At 41.9% G+C, this 17778-nt stretch carries 15 protein-coding genes and 1 tRNA gene; 11 read left to right on the top strand and 5 right to left on the bottom strand.

What is annotated here, in order from left to right:
• The first annotated feature begins 479 nt into the window (after positions 1-479).
• Positions 480-6158, top strand: a complete 5679-nt coding sequence (locus tag RE317_RS04755) for an alpha-2-macroglobulin (RefSeq protein WP_117889614.1) — start codon at positions 480-482, stop codon at positions 6156-6158.
• Positions 6159-6218: 60 nt separating this feature from the next.
• On the opposite strand, the gene RE317_RS04750 is transcribed toward RE317_RS04755, so the two are convergent.
• Complete coding sequence (locus RE317_RS04750; RefSeq protein ID WP_008667780.1) at positions 6219-6650, bottom strand: hypothetical protein; 432 nt, start codon at positions 6648-6650, stop codon at positions 6219-6221.
• Positions 6651-6780: 130 nt separating this feature from the next.
• Here RE317_RS04750 and RE317_RS04745 point away from each other — a divergent pair, with 130 nt between their 5' ends.
• Positions 6781-7857 (top strand): DUF1573 domain-containing protein, encoded by a 1077-nt coding sequence (locus tag RE317_RS04745; RefSeq protein ID WP_005845841.1) that lies wholly within the window; start codon positions 6781-6783, stop codon positions 7855-7857.
• Positions 7858-7859: 2 nt separating this feature from the next.
• Positions 7860-8957 carry a methylmalonyl Co-A mutase-associated GTPase MeaB gene (gene meaB, locus RE317_RS04740; protein ID WP_005845843.1) on the top strand — a complete coding sequence of 366 codons (1098 nt, stop codon included), beginning with the start codon at positions 7860-7862 and terminating at the stop codon, positions 8955-8957.
• A gap of 88 nt (positions 8958-9045) precedes the next feature.
• Here the strand turns inward: meaB and pfkA are convergent, their stop codons facing one another.
• The 3 genes from pfkA to cmk all read right to left on the bottom strand — a co-directional run bounded on the left by pfkA (position 9046) and on the right by cmk (position 11656).
• Complete coding sequence (pfkA, locus tag RE317_RS04735; RefSeq protein ID WP_005845845.1) at positions 9046-10026, bottom strand: 6-phosphofructokinase; 981 nt, start codon at positions 10024-10026, stop codon at positions 9046-9048.
• A gap of 81 nt (positions 10027-10107) precedes the next feature.
• Complete coding sequence (locus tag RE317_RS04730; RefSeq protein WP_005845847.1) at positions 10108-10974, bottom strand: 4-hydroxy-3-methylbut-2-enyl diphosphate reductase; 867 nt, start codon at positions 10972-10974, stop codon at positions 10108-10110.
• Complete coding sequence (gene cmk, locus RE317_RS04725) at positions 10967-11656, bottom strand: (d)CMP kinase (RefSeq protein ID WP_008667779.1); 690 nt, start codon at positions 11654-11656, stop codon at positions 10967-10969. The genes RE317_RS04730 and cmk overlap by 8 nt, the downstream gene beginning before the upstream one ends.
• Positions 11657-11841: 185 nt before the next feature.
• Between cmk and RE317_RS04720 the strand changes: the two genes are divergently transcribed.
• The 8 genes from RE317_RS04720 (at position 11842) to RE317_RS04685 (ending at position 17038) form a co-directional block, all read left to right on the top strand.
• Complete coding sequence (locus RE317_RS04720; protein ID WP_005845850.1) at positions 11842-12525, top strand: energy transducer TonB; 684 nt, start codon at positions 11842-11844, stop codon at positions 12523-12525.
• An 81-nt stretch (positions 12526-12606) separates the two neighbouring features.
• Positions 12607-13584 (top strand): polyprenyl synthetase family protein, encoded by a 978-nt coding sequence (locus RE317_RS04715; RefSeq protein WP_008782426.1) that lies wholly within the window; start codon positions 12607-12609, stop codon positions 13582-13584.
• A gap of 1 nt (position 13585) precedes the next feature.
• Positions 13586-14359 carry a TatD family hydrolase gene (locus RE317_RS04710; RefSeq protein WP_008782427.1) on the top strand — a complete coding sequence of 258 codons (774 nt, stop codon included), beginning with the start codon at positions 13586-13588 and terminating at the stop codon, positions 14357-14359.
• Positions 14360-14526: 167 nt separating this feature from the next.
• A tRNA-Ser gene (locus RE317_RS04705) sits at positions 14527-14614 on the top strand.
• 83 nt (positions 14615-14697) lie between these two features.
• A complete protein-coding gene (locus RE317_RS04700; RefSeq protein ID WP_005845856.1) occupies positions 14698-15471 on the top strand; it encodes a MotA/TolQ/ExbB proton channel family protein in 774 nt (257 codons plus the stop codon).
• Between the two features lie 7 nt (positions 15472-15478).
• Positions 15479-15940 (top strand): hypothetical protein, encoded by a 462-nt coding sequence (locus tag RE317_RS04695; RefSeq protein WP_005849022.1) that lies wholly within the window; start codon positions 15479-15481, stop codon positions 15938-15940.
• Between the two features lie 43 nt (positions 15941-15983).
• Complete coding sequence (locus RE317_RS04690; protein ID WP_005845860.1) at positions 15984-16574, top strand: biopolymer transporter ExbD; 591 nt, start codon at positions 15984-15986, stop codon at positions 16572-16574.
• Positions 16574-17038: a biopolymer transporter ExbD gene (locus RE317_RS04685; RefSeq protein WP_005845862.1), complete on the top strand. Its 465-nt coding sequence runs from the start codon at positions 16574-16576 to the stop codon at positions 17036-17038. Before RE317_RS04690 ends, RE317_RS04685 begins: the two co-directional genes overlap by 1 nt.
• A gap of 181 nt (positions 17039-17219) precedes the next feature.
• Here the strand turns inward: RE317_RS04685 and RE317_RS04680 are convergent, their stop codons facing one another.
• Positions 17220-17756, bottom strand: a complete 537-nt coding sequence (locus RE317_RS04680; RefSeq protein ID WP_008667772.1) for a GNAT family N-acetyltransferase — start codon at positions 17754-17756, stop codon at positions 17220-17222.
• Positions 17757-17778: the final 22 nt, after the last annotated feature.

The raw sequence follows: 17778 nt of genomic DNA, 5'->3' as shown, positions 1-17778 counted from the left end.
AAAATATACCTGAATGATATATATCTACGCGGGGACGCTGACGGAAGACGAAAATGGTTTTACCTTTGTCTATGATGCCGGATTCTTGCGTTATCCGGCTGGCACCTGAAGAACTTTTCATTGTATGATACGGGGATGGGCTATAGTCTGACGCCTGCATACCATTTGCTGTCCACGGTTATTGTCATGCCCGAGGATACGGAGGAGCTCGCCGGGGGGCAGTGGCAAGGTAATAGAGAACATCGCTTGGAAATTCCGACGTTCCATCATTAAATGGATGGAACTGATAGATGTTTCCTTCCTGCCCGAAGACATGAAGAAACCCTATAAAAGACTGGTGCTGCAACGTTTGCTTTGGCTGCGCTGAAAGATCTTTCCTTTTCTGTTTTAGTTATTTTAATTAAAACGTATGCAGTCTTTAAACATCTATTTCGTTTCTTTGTTAAAGAAGACTTAGTACGAACTAAAAGATTGTAGATATGAAAATTCGTTATTTATCTTTGATAGTGTTACTGGTAATGAGCGTATTTGCTCCTATGCAGGCACAAACCTATGACAATTTGTGGAAAGAACTGGAAGTATTGGAACGAAAGGATCTGCCCAAGTCGGTTATTTCCGAAGCAATGAAAATCTACGATAAAGCAAAAGCGGAACAGAATGTACCGCAAATGATGAAAGCCTATCTCACTGCCATGCAGTACCGTTCCCTTTTAACTCCCGATAGCTTGAAGGTAGATATGAATGGTTTGGAACAATGGGCTTCCCAAACCGGCAGTGTGGAAGACAAAGCTATATTGTATTCCATTCTGGGTGAAATGACCATGCCTGTCGACGTAAAAAAAGGATTGGGTTATTTGCAGGCCTCTCTCAAGGATAAGGACCGGTTATTACTTATCCCGGTCGAGAAATTGAGACCTATGGTGAGAGTGGGAGAGACTAGTAAACGGTATTTTCGTGATAATCTGTACAACCTGCTGGCACGTCGTGCCATACAGATCATGCAGCAGTACAGGTGGCAGGCGGCTGCTAAAGCAAATCAGACAAACAGTCTGCCTGTGGATATGACGGATATGGATCAGTTTGTTACTTATCAGTTTGTTCCTGTCTCTGATTGTGACCTGACGGCAGCTGTCATGCAGACTTATCAGTCCTTGCTGAAAGCATACGATACGGAAACGGAGCGTGAGGGCTGGTTGCTGACCGGGATAGATGCATTGAATTACCTGTACCGCAATTTTTCCGGAAACTTCTCGAATGACGTATGCCAACAGGAACTCCGGAAGTGGATTCATACTTATCCGGCTGTGAAAACAGTCCCTGAAGCTTATCTGGCTTTGGCACAATTCCTACAGTATCAAAATAATCAGGTAGAGCGCTTGCGGATAGTTCGTGAAGGAATAGCCGGATACCCCCGTTACGAAGGTATCAACCAACTGAAGAATATAGAAAAGGAAATTCTGAATGCAAGCCTCTCACTGGAAATAGCTACGGCTTACCCGGGTGAACAGCAGTCGGTGAAAGTAAATTATAAAAACCTTACCGGCATCACCTTGCAGTTATATAAGGTGAATTTACCCGTTACCTCTGCCGTATTGCAGAACAGAACCACCCATTTTGAAAGTAAATATGCCCGTTTGCAACGCGAGGAGCATTTTTCTTTGAAACCTACTACAGATTATTTGAATGTCGATACCACCCTGACCATACAGGCTCCTCAAGCGGGAATTTATTTCTTAAAGGCAGTGCCCGATGGGAAGAAGGGCGTTTCGGACGGAACATTAATGAATGTCACCGCTTTAAAGACCATTTATCGTCCTCTGCCGGATGGTACGTTGGAACTGGTGGTGGTAGATGCAGTGAGCGGACAGCCGGTTTCGGAAGCGGAAGTAACCATTTATACGGAGAAGGGGGGAGGCTATTCTCCCCAACAGACCTACCAGGCGGATAAACAGGGTACTTTGAAACTGGATTTCCTGAATAGTAACAAATACTGGTATAATGCACATACGGCGGCTGATAATGCGATGCCCATCTTGAATCTTTGGAAAAATGATTATTACTATAAAGAGAGCAAGAGGAAAGAAGTTTTGCAATTATTTACCGACCGCTCCATTTACCGTCCCGGTCAAACCGTATATGTATCCGGCTTGGCTTATGAAATGGAAAAGGATTCTACGCGTGTGCTGACGGATAAAAAATATACGGTATCCCTATATGATGCGAATAATAATGAAACAGGAAAAGTGGAAGTACGGACGAATGGTTTTGGCTCGTTCAGCGGACAGTTTGTTTTGCCCTCTCCTTGCCTGACCGGTTATTTTAGCTTGCGTGCGGCCGATACTTCTGTCAGTTTTAAGGTAGAAGAATATAAACGTCCCACCTTTGATGTCACGTTTGAGCCCGTGAAAGTGGAGTATCAAGTGGGTGACTCTATAGAAGTGGTGGGTATGGCAAAGACTTTTGCCGGTGCGCCTGTGCAGAATGCCAGGGTACACTATAATATATCTCGTTCCTATGCCTGGGTCTGGCGGTTTATGGGCAGAGGTTCAGCCCGTTGGGAGGGAGAGGCAATGACCGATGCGGATGGTAAGTTCAGCGTTCCGGTGCATTTTGAAATAGACTCGGACAGGAGAGAATCTCCGTTGTGGTATTATACGTACAACATACAGGCGGATGTGACGGATGGTGCAGGTGAGACACAGCAAGCTAATTTGTCATTGCCTTTAGGAAGCACTTCAATGGTGCTGAATATGGATAATCTGCCCGATAATTTGGTGAAAGAAAAGAAGCTGGAAATAAAACTGACAGCCATGAATCTTTCGGGTGAGCCGGTAGATACTCCGGTTACTTATCAGGTAGTCGAGATGGAGGAGCAGAAAGACGGTCAGGAAAAAGAAGGCAGAAAGGTATTGACCGGTACGGTGGAAGCCAACAAGAGTTTTGTTCCTGAGGCTATTTATGCCCTGCCTTCCGGCAATTATCGTTTGAAGCTCTCGGCTAAGGATACGCAGGGCAGAGAGTGTACGGCATCTAAGAATTTCCTTCTGTTTTCATTGAACGACAAGCGTCCGCCTTTCGTGATAACGGATTGGTTCTATCAGGATGGTCTGGAATTTGATGCAGCATCTCCGGCTACTGTATATATAGGTAGCAGCGAAAAGAATGTCTATCTGCTTTATGATGTATTTGCAGGAAATAAGCGCTTGGAAAGCAAACGTATAGAGCTTTCGGACTCGGTGGTCAGTTTCCGCTTCCCTTATAAGAAGGAATATGGTGACGGCATTCTGGTAAGTATGGCATTTGTGAAAGATGGCAGACTTTACAGTCATAATGCACGGATTATGAAACCGGCCCCTGAAAAGAAGTTGCAGCTGAAATGGACTACGTTCCGTGACAAACTCCGTTCTGGACAGCAAGAGGAATGGAAACTGACGGTACTTTATCCGGATGGAAGCCCGGCTGAGGCTGAAATGCTGGCTACTATGTATGATGCTTCTCTGGATAAAATCTATAGTGCACATAAGTTGGACTTTGGAGTGGACTTTCATTATGTGGTTCCTTTGACTTATTGGAATACATCCTATATGCGGAATGCTTATTTGTATGTTGATTTCCCGTTGAAGAGGCTCCGTGCGGTTCCTTTGGAATATAGTGAATTGATCATTCCATCTACAGGAAGAATGGAGGCTATGGTGGTAGGTTACGGAGGCAGTCCTCGTGCCACTCTTGCAGGAGCTTTGAAGATTAGAGGCAGGAGTGCCGCAAATGCTGTGATGAACCAGGAGGCTGTTACTGATATGGTGCTCCAGGAAGAAATGGTAGAAACATCTGCACAGGAAAAGGCAGAAATGGGCAGTTCTGAAGAACTGGCAGAAACGGGTGATATACAGATACGTGAAAACTTTGCGGAAACGGCATTCTTTTACCCACAGCTCCGCACCAATGAAAAAGGTGAAGTCAGTATTTCCTTTGTACTGCCCGAAAGCCTTACCCGATGGAAGTTTATGGGCTTGGCACATACCCGGAATGTGGATTATGGAAAGATAGAAGCTACCGCTACTGCCAGCAAGGAGTTTATGCTTCAGCCTAATATGCCCCGCTTTGTCCGCGTGGGAGATAAAGCGAATATTGCCGCTTCACTGATGAACCTGTCGGACAAGGGAGTGAAAGGGACTGTCCGCATGGAATTGTTCAATCCGGAAACAGAAAAGGTATTCTATTCACAAAAACAGAAGTTTGATGTGAAGGGAGGAGAAACCGGGCATGTGAACTTTACTTTTGAAGTGAGTGACAAATATGCGGTAATGGCATGCCGGATGGTAGCGGATGGAGATACCTTCAGTGATGGAGAACAGCGTTACATCCCCGTTCTGACAGACAAACAGTGGGTGACGGAAACCGTTCCTCTGAACGTGAATGGGGAAGGTGCGCATACTTTCTCTTTGGAAAACCTGTTTAACAAGCATAGCAAAACGGTTTCCGAACAACGGTTGACCGTAGAATTTACTGCCCATCCGGCTTGGTATGCCGTGCAGGCTTTGCCTGTAGTGGCTCATCCTCAGAATGAAGATGCTCTTTCCTGGGCTACCGCTTATTATGCCCATTCATTGGCTGCATATATAGTCAAAGAAAATCCCCGTATCAAGCAAGTCTTTGATAGCTGGAAGGCTCAAGGTGGCACGAAGGAGACTTTTATGAGCAATCTGCAAAAGAATCAGGAACTGAAAAATATCCTGCTGGCTGAAACTCCCTGGCTGGCAGAAGCTACCAATGAAGCCGAACAAAAACAGCGTATCGCCACTTTGTTTGACCTGAATACAATGAATAGCCAACTGGCTGTTTCTGTAGAGAAACTGGGAGAATTGCAAAATGCCGATGGCGCATGGAGTTGGTATAAAGGTATGCAAGGCAGCCGCTATGTAACTACTCAGGTAATGGAAATGCTGGTCCGGCTGAATGCATTGACTCATCAGGATGCTGACAGCCGGATGCAGCCTATGATTCAAAAAGGGTTCGAGTATTTAGGCAAGCAGGCAGCCGAAGAGTATAAGTCCATGAAAGAAGCTGAAAAGAAAGGGGCTGTCGGTATCCGTCCGTCAGAGCAGGTTCTCAGGTATTTGTATATCTGTGCTTTGGATGGCAAGGCTCCGGTTGATGAAAAGGTGAACCGGTATTTCATAGACAAGTTGTCCGGTGAGGGAAAAGAACTGACGATTTATGAAAAGGCGTTGGGAGCTATCATCTTGCAGCAAGCCGGTAAGGTGGCAGAAGCCAAGCTGTTTATGCAGTCATTGATGGAGTATTCTGTTGTGACGGATGAAATGGGACGTTACTTTGATACTCCTAAAGCCCGATATTCATGGTTCAGTTATAAAATTCCGACTGAAGTGGCTGCTATGGAAGCTATACAGCGTATAACAAAAGATACGAAAGCTATTGATGAAATGAAACGCTGGCTGTTGAAGCAGAAACAGACACAGACTTGGGAAACGCCGATTGCCACGGCTGATGCGGTGTATGCATTGATGGCTACAGGAGCTTCGGATTTATTGGCAAATACAGGAGGAGTAGAGATTACTTTAGGTAAAGAAGTGATCCGGACTCCGGCAGATGATGCCATCGGTTATATCAAGAAGACGGTGTCCGGTGATGTGATGAATATCAAGAAAGTAAGCGTGGATAAAGAAGGAACCGGAATGGGTTGGGGAGCCGTTTATGCCCAATATCTGGAAAGTATGGATCAAATAGGTGAGCAGGGAAACGGATTGTCTGTCAGCCGTCAATTATATAAAGGAGATGAGGCTTTGAATGAATCAGCTCCATTGAAGGTTGGCGATAAGATTACCGTTCGCCTGACTGTGAAGGCTGACCGTGATATGGATTTTGTTCAGATCAAGGATGACCGTGCAGCTTGTATGGAACCGTTACAGGCAGTTTCGGGATTCCGTTGGGGTAACGGGCTGGGATATTATCAGGCTACCAAAGATGCTTCGACTCAGTTCTTTATCGATCAGATGAGAAAAGGAACTTATGTGATAGAGTATCAGGTGTATGTGAACCGGACAGGAGAATATCAGGCCGGAATTGCAACTGTTCAGTCTGCTTATGCTCCGGAATTCGGAGGGCATACGGGAGGATATCGGGTGATGGTGGAATAAAGACACGGGATGTCTGGAATTAATTGTGTGATTTCATAAAAAGTAAGTTAGCTTGCTAACTTACTTTTTTCTTATGCTTCTGCCGTCCACCCATTCTAGTCTTATTTCAAAACCATCTTCAGCCGTGCCATAAAAATAGCGGCCTGAAACGGATGGATATTCAATTATAAATGTATAACCATCTGAATAATATAGATACAACCAACCGTTTTGAATTTCCCAGTCAAACTTATATACCCTATAAAGTTCATCATTATGGTAACAGCGCTCTTCCGTACCTACACCATGATCTGTGAAAGCACCTGAGGTGAATGTGATGTAACTGTAAAGAGGTTCTCCATATCGGTCTTCAAATCCCATATCGCCCCACCAAGTCTTACCGTATAATCCTGAAATGTCAAATCCTCTTTCCTCATCGCTTTCACATGAAGAAAAACTTATCATTGTAATCAATGCAATGGCAACGAACCAGTAATGTTTTACTATTTTCATAATTTATCTGATTTTTAATGCGGGACAAAGATAAAGGTTATTCATAAGATAAAATAAATTATAGGCTGAAAAAATGGGTAAAGGATGTTTTTTGTCTATCTTTGCTATCTAAAAAGCATAAAATAATTGTATGAAACATATTATACTGATAGTAAGTTTGTTAATGGGAGTGACTTTGGGAGTACAGGCACAACCCAAAGCATTATTTGATAAGACAACGCATGAATTTGGAACTATTTTATGGAAAAATCCGGTGACGGCAACCTTTAAAATCACTAATAAAGGAGATAAACCTTTAGTGATATCTAATGTGACAACGTCTTGTGGCTGCACGGTTGCTGATTGGACCAAAGAACCGATTGCACCGGGAAAGACCGGGATTGTCAGTTCTACTTTTGACGCCAAAGCCATCGGACGTTTTCAGAAGAGCGTAGGCATTTATTGCAATGCCTCGAATAAACCTATCTATCTGGCTATCCGGGGAGAGGTAACAGCCGATCCTAAGAATTACACTTTCACACATCCTTTTCAAATTGGCGCTATTCGTCTGGATAAGGAAGAAATAGAGTTTGAGGATGCCAATAAAGGTGATAAACCGACTATGGAATTGTTGGTTGCCAATACGTCAGATAAACTATATACCCCTGTGCTGATGCATTTGCCTCCTTACCTCAGTGCTGTTGCAACTCCGGAAAAATTAGGAAGGGGACGTACGGGTAAAATCAAGATCACTCTTGATACGGATAAGCTGCCTAAATTGGGCTTGACAACAGCTTCTGTTTATTTATCCCGTTTTCCGGGAGATAAGGTAGGAGAGGAAAATGAAATTCCGGTTTCTGCCATATTATTGCCGGATTTCTCGCATATCAGCCAGCAGGAACGCTTGAATCCGCCTGCCATTCATCTTTCTGCCAAAGAGTTGCAGATGGGAGAACTGAAAAGCGATGAAAAGAAAGCACATACGATTATTGTTAAGAATGTAGGAAAATCTAATCTGGAAATTCTTGATTTGCAGGTGTTTAATTCTGCTTTGGGGGTCCAGTTGAAGAAACGTGTCTTGAAACCGGGTGCGTCTACCAAGTTGAAGATTACTGCTTTCGGTCAAAATTTGAAGAAAGTAAAGGGTACTCCGCGTGTCTTGATGATAACCAATGATCCTAACAATCCGAAGATAATTATAAAAGTAAAAGTAACCTCAAAAAAATAGCTATGGAACATCCTGAAAATAGTGAAGAATATAAGGGATTGACAGTGAACAAAGGTATTGAGCAACCATCTATTGTGAATCCTTATTTGAAACTACGTAAAAAACCTCGTCGTCGTGAGTTTTCCGTAGGTGAATATGTAGAAGGCATCGTAAAAGGTGATGTGACCGTATTGAGTCAGGCGGTTACTTTGGTGGAGAGTGTAAAACCGGAACATCAGGCTATTGCCCAGGAAGTGATAGAGAAGTGTCTGCCTTATTCCGGAAATTCTATGCGAATCGGTATCAGTGGTGTGCCCGGTGCCGGCAAGAGTACATCTATTGATGTATTTGGATTGCATGTGCTTGAGAAGGGAGGAAAATTAGCTGTTTTAGCTATTGATCCCAGTAGTGAGCGTTCTAAAGGCAGTATTTTGGGAGATAAGACCCGTATGGAGAAACTATCTGTCCATCCGAAGTCTTTTATACGGCCTAGTCCGTCGGCAGGTTCGTTGGGAGGGGTAGCTCGTAAGACTCGTGAAACGATCATACTTTGTGAGGCGGCGGGCTTTGATAAGATTTTTGTTGAAACGGTTGGAGTAGGGCAGAGCGAAACGGCAGTGCATTCTATGGTGGATTTCTTTTTGCTGATCCAACTGGCCGGTACTGGTGATGAATTGCAGGGGATTAAGAGAGGTATCATGGAAATGGCGGATGGAATTGTTATCAATAAAGCCGACGGCAGCAATATTGAGAAAGCAAAACTGGCTGCCAGTCATTTCCGCAATGCTTTACATTTGTTTCCTGCTCCTGATTCGGGCTGGAGTCCTAAAGTAATGACGTATTCCGGCTTTTATGGTATTGGAATTAAAGAAATCTGGGATATGATCTATGAATACTTCGCTTTTGTGAAAGCGAATGGTTATTTTGAATATCGCAGAAATGAACAGGCCAAGTATTGGATGTATGAGTCTATCAACGAGCATTTGCGTGATAGTTTCTATAATAATGAAAAGATAATTTCTATGTTGGCTGCAAAAGAGGAAGAGGTGCTGAATGGCAAACTGACTTCGTTTGTTGCTGCCAAAAAGTTATTGGATGCTTATTTCTCAACCTTGAAATAAGGTTTTGCTACCAACAGGCAAAACAAAAAACGCAGATTATGATTATTCATTAAATCTGCGTTTTTTTTATTGTCTGTGGTGGATGAAATTAGATAGAAAGTTCGTGAAGTACATTCACCAATTCTCTGTCTATAGGCTTGTCGTTCTTTATAGCTTTAGCGAAAGGTACATAAACAATCTTATCATCATCAATACCAATCATTACATTACGTTGTCCTTCCAATAGTGCTTGGATGCTGGCCACTCCCATACGGCTGGCAATGATTCGGTCATGCGCTGTGGGGCGTCCGCCACGTTGTAAATGTCCTAATATCGTTACACGCACATCGTATTGCGGATATTCGTTCTTCACACGTTCGGCATAGTGCATTGCACCCCCGGTCAGTTCGCTTTCGGCTACTAATACGATGCTACTGCTCTTGGATTTGCGGAAACCATGTTCGATGAATTCTTCCAATTGGTCAACTTCTGTGCTGAATTCCGGAATGATAGCTGCTTCTGCACCTGCGGCAATAGCGCCGTTCAATGCCAAGAAACCTGCATCACGTCCCATCACTTCAACAAAAAATAAGCGTTCGTGAGAAGTTGCCGTATCACGGATTTTATCTACTGCATCCAAAATTGTGTTCAAAGCTGTATCATAGCCGATGGTGGTGTCGGTTCCATACAGGTCGTTGTCAATCGTTCCGGGCAGACCGATACAAGGCACATCAAATTCCTGAGCAAAGATACGTGCACCGGTCAACGAACCGTCACCGCCGATAATGACCAAAGCATCAATCTCGTGCTTTTTCATATTTTCGTAAGCTTGTGCCCGTCCTTCGGGTGTCGTGAATTCTTTGCAACGGGCGGTTTTCAGAATGGTACCTCCCATTTGTATGATGTTGCTAACATTTTGGCTTTTGAATTCCTGAATTTCATCTGTTACCAATCCTTTGTAACCTCTATAAATGCCATATACTTTCAAGCCGTTATAGATGGCAGAACGTGTGACTGCACGAATGGCAGCATTCATTCCCGGAGCATCTCCTCCAGAGGTTAAAATACCAATACTTTTAATCGTTCCCATAAATACCCATTTTAATATTTTTATGTCGCAAAGTTAACAAATTATCAGTTGGACAACGATAATTTTCTATTTTTTATTGGTCTATTTTTCGTTTAAGATTGCTTTTTTACATTCTTCCATCAACCATTTGGGGGTGGAAGTCGCTCCACAAATGCCGATGGAACGGACGTCCTCGAGCAAGTTCCGGTCTATTTCTTCCGGCTGGTCAATGAGGTATGAATTCGGATTGATCTTTTTGCATTCTTGATATAAGATCTTTCCGTTTGAGCTTTTTCGTCCGCAGACAAAAAAGATCAGATCATGTGCTGCTGCAAATTTGCGGATGTTAGGCATCCGGTTGGCCACTTGCCGGCAGATTGTGTCGTAATATTCAAAAGTGGCATCGGGTGAGATATGCTCCTTGATATATTCTATGATTTGCCAGAATTCTTCCAAAGACTTGGTTGTCTGGGAGTACAAGCGTATGTCTTTGGTGAAGTCCAGATGAGCAGCTTCAGCAGGTGTTTCTATGACAATTGCTTTTCCATGAGTTTGACCTACCAGCCCCAGTACTTCGGCATGACCGTTCTTGCCATAAATCACGATTTGTGTGTCTTGACTTGCCGGAACATTGTCATACTCCTGTTTGATGCGCTTTTGGAGGCGTAATACTACCGGACAGGTGGCGTCAATGATCTCGATGTTGTTGGTACGGGCTATAGCGTATGTTTCAGGAGGTTCTCCATGTGCGCGCAACAGTACTTTGGCATCGTGTAATTGGGCAAACTCTTCGTGGTTTATTGTGATAAGCCCCATTTTTTTTAGGCGTTCACATTCCTGTCCGTTGTGTACAATGTCTCCCAGACAATAAAGAGTGTTTCCTTTTGCCAGTTCTTCTTCTGCTTTACGGATAGCTGTGGTGACTCCGAAGCAGAACCCAGATCCTTCGTCTATCTCTATGTTAACCATTTATCGCTGCTTGAAATTTTTCGGTCAGCCACTTTTTCTGTTCGGCAATGCTCATGTGGCTGTTGTCCAACAAGATAGCGTCATCCGCTTGCCGTAACGGGCTGACTTCACGGGTTTGGTCTATACGGTCACGCTCTTCCACATTTTCCAGAATTTTTTCATAAGAGGCTTCTTGCCCTTTACTTCTTAATTCATCATAACGGCGCTGTGCACGTATGGCAGCCGAGGCGGTTACAAATATTTTCAGTTCGGCATCGGGGAAAACAACGGTTCCAATGTCCCTTCCGTCCATGACAATTCCTTTGGCCTTTCCCATTTCCTGTTGTTGTTTCACCAAAGCCTCACGTACAAAACCCAAGGCGGCGATAGGGCTTACATGAGAGGAAACTTCCATGCTGCGGATGGCATCCTCTACATTTGTATCGTTCAGGAAAGTCATGGGGCGTTGTGTTTCCGGATTTAACCGGAATGAAATATGTATATCGGGCATCGCTGTTTTTAACGCTTCGGTGTCGATGCCTCTTTCCGTAAAGAACCCTTTCTGCAGGCTATATAATGTAACAGCACGATACATGGCACCGCTATCAATATAAATGTATCCTATTTCACGTGCCAAGTCTTTGGCCATCGTGCTTTTTCCACATGATGAAAAACCGTCAATGGCAATAGTTATTTTTTTCATATATAATTAATGTATAGGTGACTACTAAAAACGCTTCAAAGATAGATAAAAGTTGGGTGTATGTCTATGAAATCGGATGAAAATAAAATGAATTAGCATATTTTTCATGTGAAAATACTTTTTATTTAAAAGATTTGTGTTACATTTGCCCTCAGTGAGAAACACTTAATTTTAAAACACAATTTATGGAAGTTAAAAAATCGCCTAAAGCAGATCTCGAAGGTAAAAAGAGTACCTGGCTGCTTATCGGTTATGTGTTTATCCTTGCTCTCATGTTTGTAGCTTTCGAATGGACTGATCGCGACAAGCAAGTGACTACGGAAACAGGTATAACCGATGTCGTATTTGAAGAAGAAATTATCCCTATTACGGAACAGGAACAAAAACAAGCTCCTCCTCCTCCCGAAGCTCCTAAGGTAGAAGAAGTGCTTCAGATCGTTGAAAACGATGCTAAAGTAGAAGAAACTGCCATTCAGGCTTCTGAAGAAACAGGTCAGGCTGTGGAAGTTAAATATGTTCCGGTAGAAGTGGAAGAAGAAGAACCTGAAGAACAGCAGATATTCCAAGTTGTAGAGGAAATGCCTGAATTCCCCGGAGGTATGGCTGAATGTTTGAAGTTCTTGGGTAAGAATATTAAATACCCCACTATTTCTCAGGAAAACGGTGTGCAAGGTAAGGTTATCGTTCAGTTTGTCGTTAATAAGGACGGTTCTATCGTTGACCCGGTGGTTGTGCGTAGTGTAGACCCCTACTTGGATAAGGAAGCACTCCGTGTAATCAAGACCATGCCGAAATGGAAACCTGGCAAACAGCGTGGTAAAGCTGTACGTGTGAAATATACAGTGCCTGTAACTTTCAAATTACAGTAATAAAATACTTTAATATCTTAATTAAGAGGCTGCCTTTAAAAAGCAGCCTCTTTTTCTAGAACCCCTTAATCAAAATAATTTATGGCTTTTTCTGCAGACCAGTTATTGGAAAAGGTAAATACTTATCTTGCTACGATGCCTTATGTGCGCGAACCAAAAGGATTGTATGCTCCTATAGAGTATGTCTTGTCATTAGGCGGTAAACGTATCCGTCCTGTTTTGATGTTGCTTTCCTATCAGCTTTACAAAGAGAATGTGGATGATATTTTACCACAAGCGGCAGGTATAGAGACTTATCATAATTATACATTGTTGCATGATGATTTGATGGATTGTGCGGATATGCGCAGAAACAAGCCTACCGTGCATAAGGTTTGGGATGAGAATACGGCTATTCTTTCGGGGGATGCCATGCTGGTGTTGGCTTATCGGCTGATGAACAATTGTCCGGAGCGTTATTTGAAGCAAGTGATGGATATTTTCAGTCAGACTGCTTTGGAAATTTGTGAAGGACAGCAGTGGGATATGGAATTTGAAACCCGGAATGATGTTACTGTTCCCGAATATATGGAGATGATTCGTTTAAAGACATCGGTACTTTTGTCTGCTGCGTTAAAAATTGGTGCTGTATTAGGGGGGGGGTCGGAAGATGATGCCCGCAAATTATACGATTTCGGTATCAAAATGGGATTGGCATTCCAGTTACAGGATGATTATCTGGATGTGTATGGGGATTCGAAAGTGTTTGGAAAAAATATAGGTGGAGATATTTTATGCAATAAGAAGACTTTTATGCTGATCAATGCGTTGGCTTTGGCAGATGGGATACAACGGAAGGAGTTGGAAAAATGGATAGCTTCTACTGCTTTTTGTCCGGAAGAAAAGATAAAAGCTGTAACAGCTCTTTATGATAAGATAGGCATCGGCGGAATTTGTGAAGAAAAGATTAACGCTTATTATGTCGAGGGGCTTTCATTGTTGGAAAGTATGGCTGTGCCTTCTGAAAGAAAAGAAGAGCTGAAGTCTTTTGTTTGTCATTTAATGAATAGAAAAGTATAATATGATTGACACGCATTCTCATTTGTTTGTTGAGGAGTTTGATGAGGATTTGCCGGCTGTGATAGAACGTGCTCGGGATTCCGGAGTATCTAAAGTCTTTATGCCCAATATTGATGACACCACGGTGGAAGCGATGTTGAATGTCTGTACGGCATATAAGGGGTATTGTTTTCCTATGATTGGATTTCATCCGACTTCTGTTGGGGCTGATTCGTTATTCCGTATTTATGAGATGAAAAAGCTGCTTTCCGGTGAACATCCTTTTGTGGCTGTAGGTGAGGTGGGAATGGATTTGTATTGGGATAAGACATATTTGAAAGAACAACAGAAGGCGTTGGATATACAGATTCAATGGGCATTGGAATATCATCTGCCTTTGGTGTTGCATTGCCGTGAAGCTTTTCCGGAGTTGTTTGAAGTGATGGAACCTTATAAAAAAACTGAGTTAAGCGGTATCTTTCATAGTTTTACGGGTACTCTGGAGGAAGCAGGGCAGGTTTTAGAGTATGCTCGTTTTTTCTTTGGGATCAATGGAGTCGTTACATTCAAGAAGAGTAGTCTGGCTGAGGTCTTACCTCATATCCCCTTAGACAGAATCGTTCTTGAAACGGATTCTCCTTATTTGGCTCCTGTGCCTTTCAGGGGAAAACGGAACGAGTCTTCTTATATAAAGAATGTAGCGATGAAACTTGCCGAAATCTATGGTCTGGATTTTAAAGATGTGGATAGAATTACTGCCAATAATGCTTTAAAAGTGTTCAAAATGGCTGAATAAGTTTTTAAAGTTTATTAATTTTGATAGGTAATTTAAATATTGGCAGGGCTAATTCTACGTAAGACGAAAAAAAAGAATACATTTGTAGCTGAAATCGCTTGCAGTTCCCGATTTTCTTTGTAATTTGCACCCGATTTTAAAAAAGATAGTATTGTGTCGCCCGAAAAGGAGAGATGCTCGAGTGGTTGAAGAGGCACGCCTGGAAAGCGTGTAAACGCCAAAAGTGTTTCGCGGGTTCGAATCCCGCTCTCTCCGCATTGTAATGGAAAGCACAACAGACTGGAAGACAATTAAAACAAATAAATAACAATTAATTAATCTTAAAAATTAGACACACAATGAAAAAGTTATTTGCAATTCTTGCAGTGATGGGAGTCCTTACTTTAGGATCAGTTCAGCCTGTTATGGCTCAAGACGCAGCTCCGGCTCAAACAGAACAGACTACTGAAGCAGCAGTGGTTGAAGAAGGTGGTGGTCTTCACAAAGAGTTAAAAACCAAATTTATTGAAGGTGATGCCAGCTTCATGTCATTGGTAGCTATCGCATTGGTTTTAGGTTTGGCTTTCTGTATTGAACGTATCATTTATTTGAGCTTGGCTGAAACGAATACAAAGAAGTTGATGGCTAACATTGAGGCTGCTTTGGAAAAAGGTGATGTTGAAGCTGCTAAAACTGTATGTCGCAATACTCGTGGTCCGGTCGCTTCTATTTGTTATCAAGGCTTGATGAGAATAGATGAAGGTATTGATGTAGTAGAACGTTCAGTTGTTTCTTACGGTGGAGTTCAAGCCGGTTATTTGGAAAAAGGATGTTCTTGGATTACATTGTTCATCGCAATGGCTCCGTCTTTGGGATTCTTGGGTACTGTAATCGGTATGGTTATGGCGTTCGATAAGATTCAGCAGGCTGGTGATATTTCTCCGACAGTTGTAGCTGGTGGTATGAAAGTGGCTTTGATTACTACTATCTTCGGTTTGGTTGTAGCATTGATTCTTCAGGTATTCTATAACTACATCCTTTCTAAGATTGAAGGTTTGACAAGTGAAATGGAAGACTCTTCTATCACTTTGTTGGATATGATCACTAAATATAACTTGAAATACAAAAAATAATTAGGAGATGGCTAAGTTATCATATAAAGTGTCTTACTACATAATGTACATTTGCTTTGCGCTGATTCTTGTCGTGCTGGGAATGTTCTATTTTGTAGGATACAATAATCCGGTAGGTGAATATAATGCACCTGAACATACGGAAACATTGATTTACTTAATGTATGCAATGTTTGGAATATGTGTGGCAGTAACTGTAATTGGTGCGATAGCACAATTTGGCGCTGCTTTGAGAGATAATCCTAAAAGTGCAATAAAGTCTTTGATCGGCTTGGTCTTGTTTGTGGTAGTATTGGTCGTTTCTTACGGTATGGGTTCTGACTCTCCTGTTGTTTTGGCCGATGGTAGTGCTTACACTGATACAGGTTGGTTGAAAATTACTGATATGCTGATTTACTCCATTTATTTCTTGTTTGGTGTGGCTGCAATCGGTACTTTAGTAAACTTGAGCGGTATCTTTAAAAGATAATATTATCTACATTGATTAAATAATTTAAAACGAAGTAAGTAAAATGGCAAGAAAAAAAAGAGGCGTACCTGGAATTAACTCCAGTTCAACAGCTGATATTGCCTTTATGTTGCTTATTTTCTTCCTGATAACAACATCAATGGATACTGACCGTGGCTTGGCGAGACGGCTTCCGCCTCCTCCCGAAAACAAGGATCAGAAAGATGATGATATTATTGTAAAGGAACGAAACATCCTTCAAGTCCGTCTGAATAAAGACAACCAGCTGATGTGTGGTACGGACTATATTGATGTGAAGCAATTGAAAGAAAAGGCAAAAGAGTTTATAGCCAATCCGTATGATGATGAAAATCTGCCTGAAAAGCATAGAAAGAATATTCCTTTGCTGGGTGATTGTATGATTACGGAAAATCATGTAATCTCTGTTCAGAATGACGTTGGAACTAGCTATCAAGCATATATTGATGTGCAAAATGAATTGGTTGCTGCGTATAATGAACTTCGTAATGAACTAGGTAAAGCTAAATTTGGAAAGCTTTATAATGAGTGCAACGAAGATGAACAAAAAGCTATTCGTGAATATTATCCGCAGAAGATTTCTGAAGCTGAACCTAAAAAGTATGGAGGTAAGTAATGGGAAAATTTAATAAAACAGGTAAACGTGGAATGCCTGAGTTGAATACCTCTTCATTGCCTGACCTTATCTTTACCATGTTGTTCTTCTTTATGATTGTAACAACCATGCGTGAGGTTACATTGAAGGTTCAATTTCAGGTTCCTCAAGGAACAGAATTGGAAAAGTTGGAAAAGAAGTCGTTGGTTTCCTTTATTTATATAGGTAAACCGTTGCCGGAATTCCAAAAGAAAATGGGTGCTGAAAGTCGTATTCAGTTGAATGATAAGTTTGCTGAAGTGTCAGAAGTTCAGGACTACATTTATCAGGAACGTGAGAATATGAAAGAAGAAGACCAGCCATTTATGACAGTATCCTTGAAAGTTGATAAAGATACAAAGATGGGTATTGTACAGGATGTAAAGCAGGCACTTCGTCAAGCTTACGCTTTGAAAATAAACTATTCAGCTACTCAACGTCAGTAATAGTTATATAAGCATAGATAAAAAAGGAAGCTGTTTTTAACAGCTTCCTTTTTTTATGTTTTCCATTCTATTTGTTATGGACGAATTTATCCGTTACCTATGGCTAGTAATAGTACGTACAATGGATTTTTTGAGGACAAACTCCTGTGTGGTGGTTCAGGGAATTGAAGAAAAAGAATGTTCAGAGCTCTTGTCCGTAAACTTCTTTGTAAAGAGTCTTTTTAACTTTCTCAAAATCACTTTCCATATCTATATCCCCATAGGTCATTAAGAGCATTGGTAGGCCGCTATCTCCCTTACGGTAGGGAGGTTGTATATAGGGCTTTTTATGTAAAGTGAATTCCAAACGTTTATAGAAGTGAATACGGCGTGTGCTCATTTCATCATTAGGCTCCTCTACTTCCAATACAATTGGACCTTTTAACTGTTTTTTTATCATTTCCAGCACACGTTTTCCATACCCTCCGTTTCTGAGGCTGGGATCAATAGCGAAATGTTCGATATAGTAAAAATCTCCCATTGTCCAATAGCTGATCATACCAATGCTGTTACCGTTTTCTAAAATAATGTTGTTGCAGAACCGGGGATTATTATCAGAATATTCTCTCTGCTGTACGGTATCACGGCGTTCTTCTTGAGGGAATGCCGTATGCATTAATTTTTCCACAAAGGTATAATTAACCTCATCTTGTGTTTTTACTTGTTTAATTTCAATCATTTTATCTGTCTTTGTTTAGTCT

This window comes from Phocaeicola sp. GP0067 (genome assembly GCF_031119655.1).
GTDB lineage: Bacteria > Bacteroidota > Bacteroidia > Bacteroidales > Bacteroidaceae > Phocaeicola > Phocaeicola vulgatus.
Note: the sequence above shows the minus strand (reverse complement) of the source record. Positions and strands in the feature narration are given on the sequence as shown.

Excerpts from the sequence above, each read along its gene's own strand:
- RE317_RS04720 (WP_005845850.1), top strand. The coding sequence starts at position 11,842 with ATGGAAGTTAAAAAATCGCCTAAAGCAGATCTCGAAGGTAAAAAGAGT.
- RE317_RS04680 (WP_008667772.1), bottom strand. The coding sequence starts at position 17,756 with ATGATTGAAATTAAACAAGTAAAAACACAAGATGAGGTTAATTATACC.
- RE317_RS04690 (WP_005845860.1), top strand. The coding sequence starts at position 15,984 with ATGGCAAGAAAAAAAAGAGGCGTACCTGGAATTAACTCCAGTTCAACA.
- RE317_RS04710 (WP_008782427.1), top strand. The coding sequence starts at position 13,586 with ATGATTGACACGCATTCTCATTTGTTTGTTGAGGAGTTTGATGAGGAT.
- RE317_RS04685 (WP_005845862.1), top strand. The coding sequence starts at position 16,574 with ATGGGAAAATTTAATAAAACAGGTAAACGTGGAATGCCTGAGTTGAAT.
- meaB (WP_005845843.1), top strand. The coding sequence starts at position 7,860 with ATGGAACATCCTGAAAATAGTGAAGAATATAAGGGATTGACAGTGAAC.
- cmk (WP_008667779.1), bottom strand. The coding sequence starts at position 11,656 with ATGAAAAAAATAACTATTGCCATTGACGGTTTTTCATCATGTGGAAAA.
- RE317_RS04730 (WP_005845847.1), bottom strand. The coding sequence starts at position 10,974 with ATGGTTAACATAGAGATAGACGAAGGATCTGGGTTCTGCTTCGGAGTC.
- RE317_RS04700 (WP_005845856.1), top strand. The coding sequence starts at position 14,698 with ATGAAAAAGTTATTTGCAATTCTTGCAGTGATGGGAGTCCTTACTTTA.
- RE317_RS04755 (WP_117889614.1), top strand. The coding sequence starts at position 480 with ATGAAAATTCGTTATTTATCTTTGATAGTGTTACTGGTAATGAGCGTA.
- pfkA (WP_005845845.1), bottom strand. The coding sequence starts at position 10,026 with ATGGGAACGATTAAAAGTATTGGTATTTTAACCTCTGGAGGAGATGCT.
- RE317_RS04695 (WP_005849022.1), top strand. The coding sequence starts at position 15,479 with ATGGCTAAGTTATCATATAAAGTGTCTTACTACATAATGTACATTTGC.
- RE317_RS04745 (WP_005845841.1), top strand. The coding sequence starts at position 6,781 with ATGAAACATATTATACTGATAGTAAGTTTGTTAATGGGAGTGACTTTG.
- RE317_RS04750 (WP_008667780.1), bottom strand. The coding sequence starts at position 6,650 with ATGAAAATAGTAAAACATTACTGGTTCGTTGCCATTGCATTGATTACA.
- RE317_RS04715 (WP_008782426.1), top strand. The coding sequence starts at position 12,607 with ATGGCTTTTTCTGCAGACCAGTTATTGGAAAAGGTAAATACTTATCTT.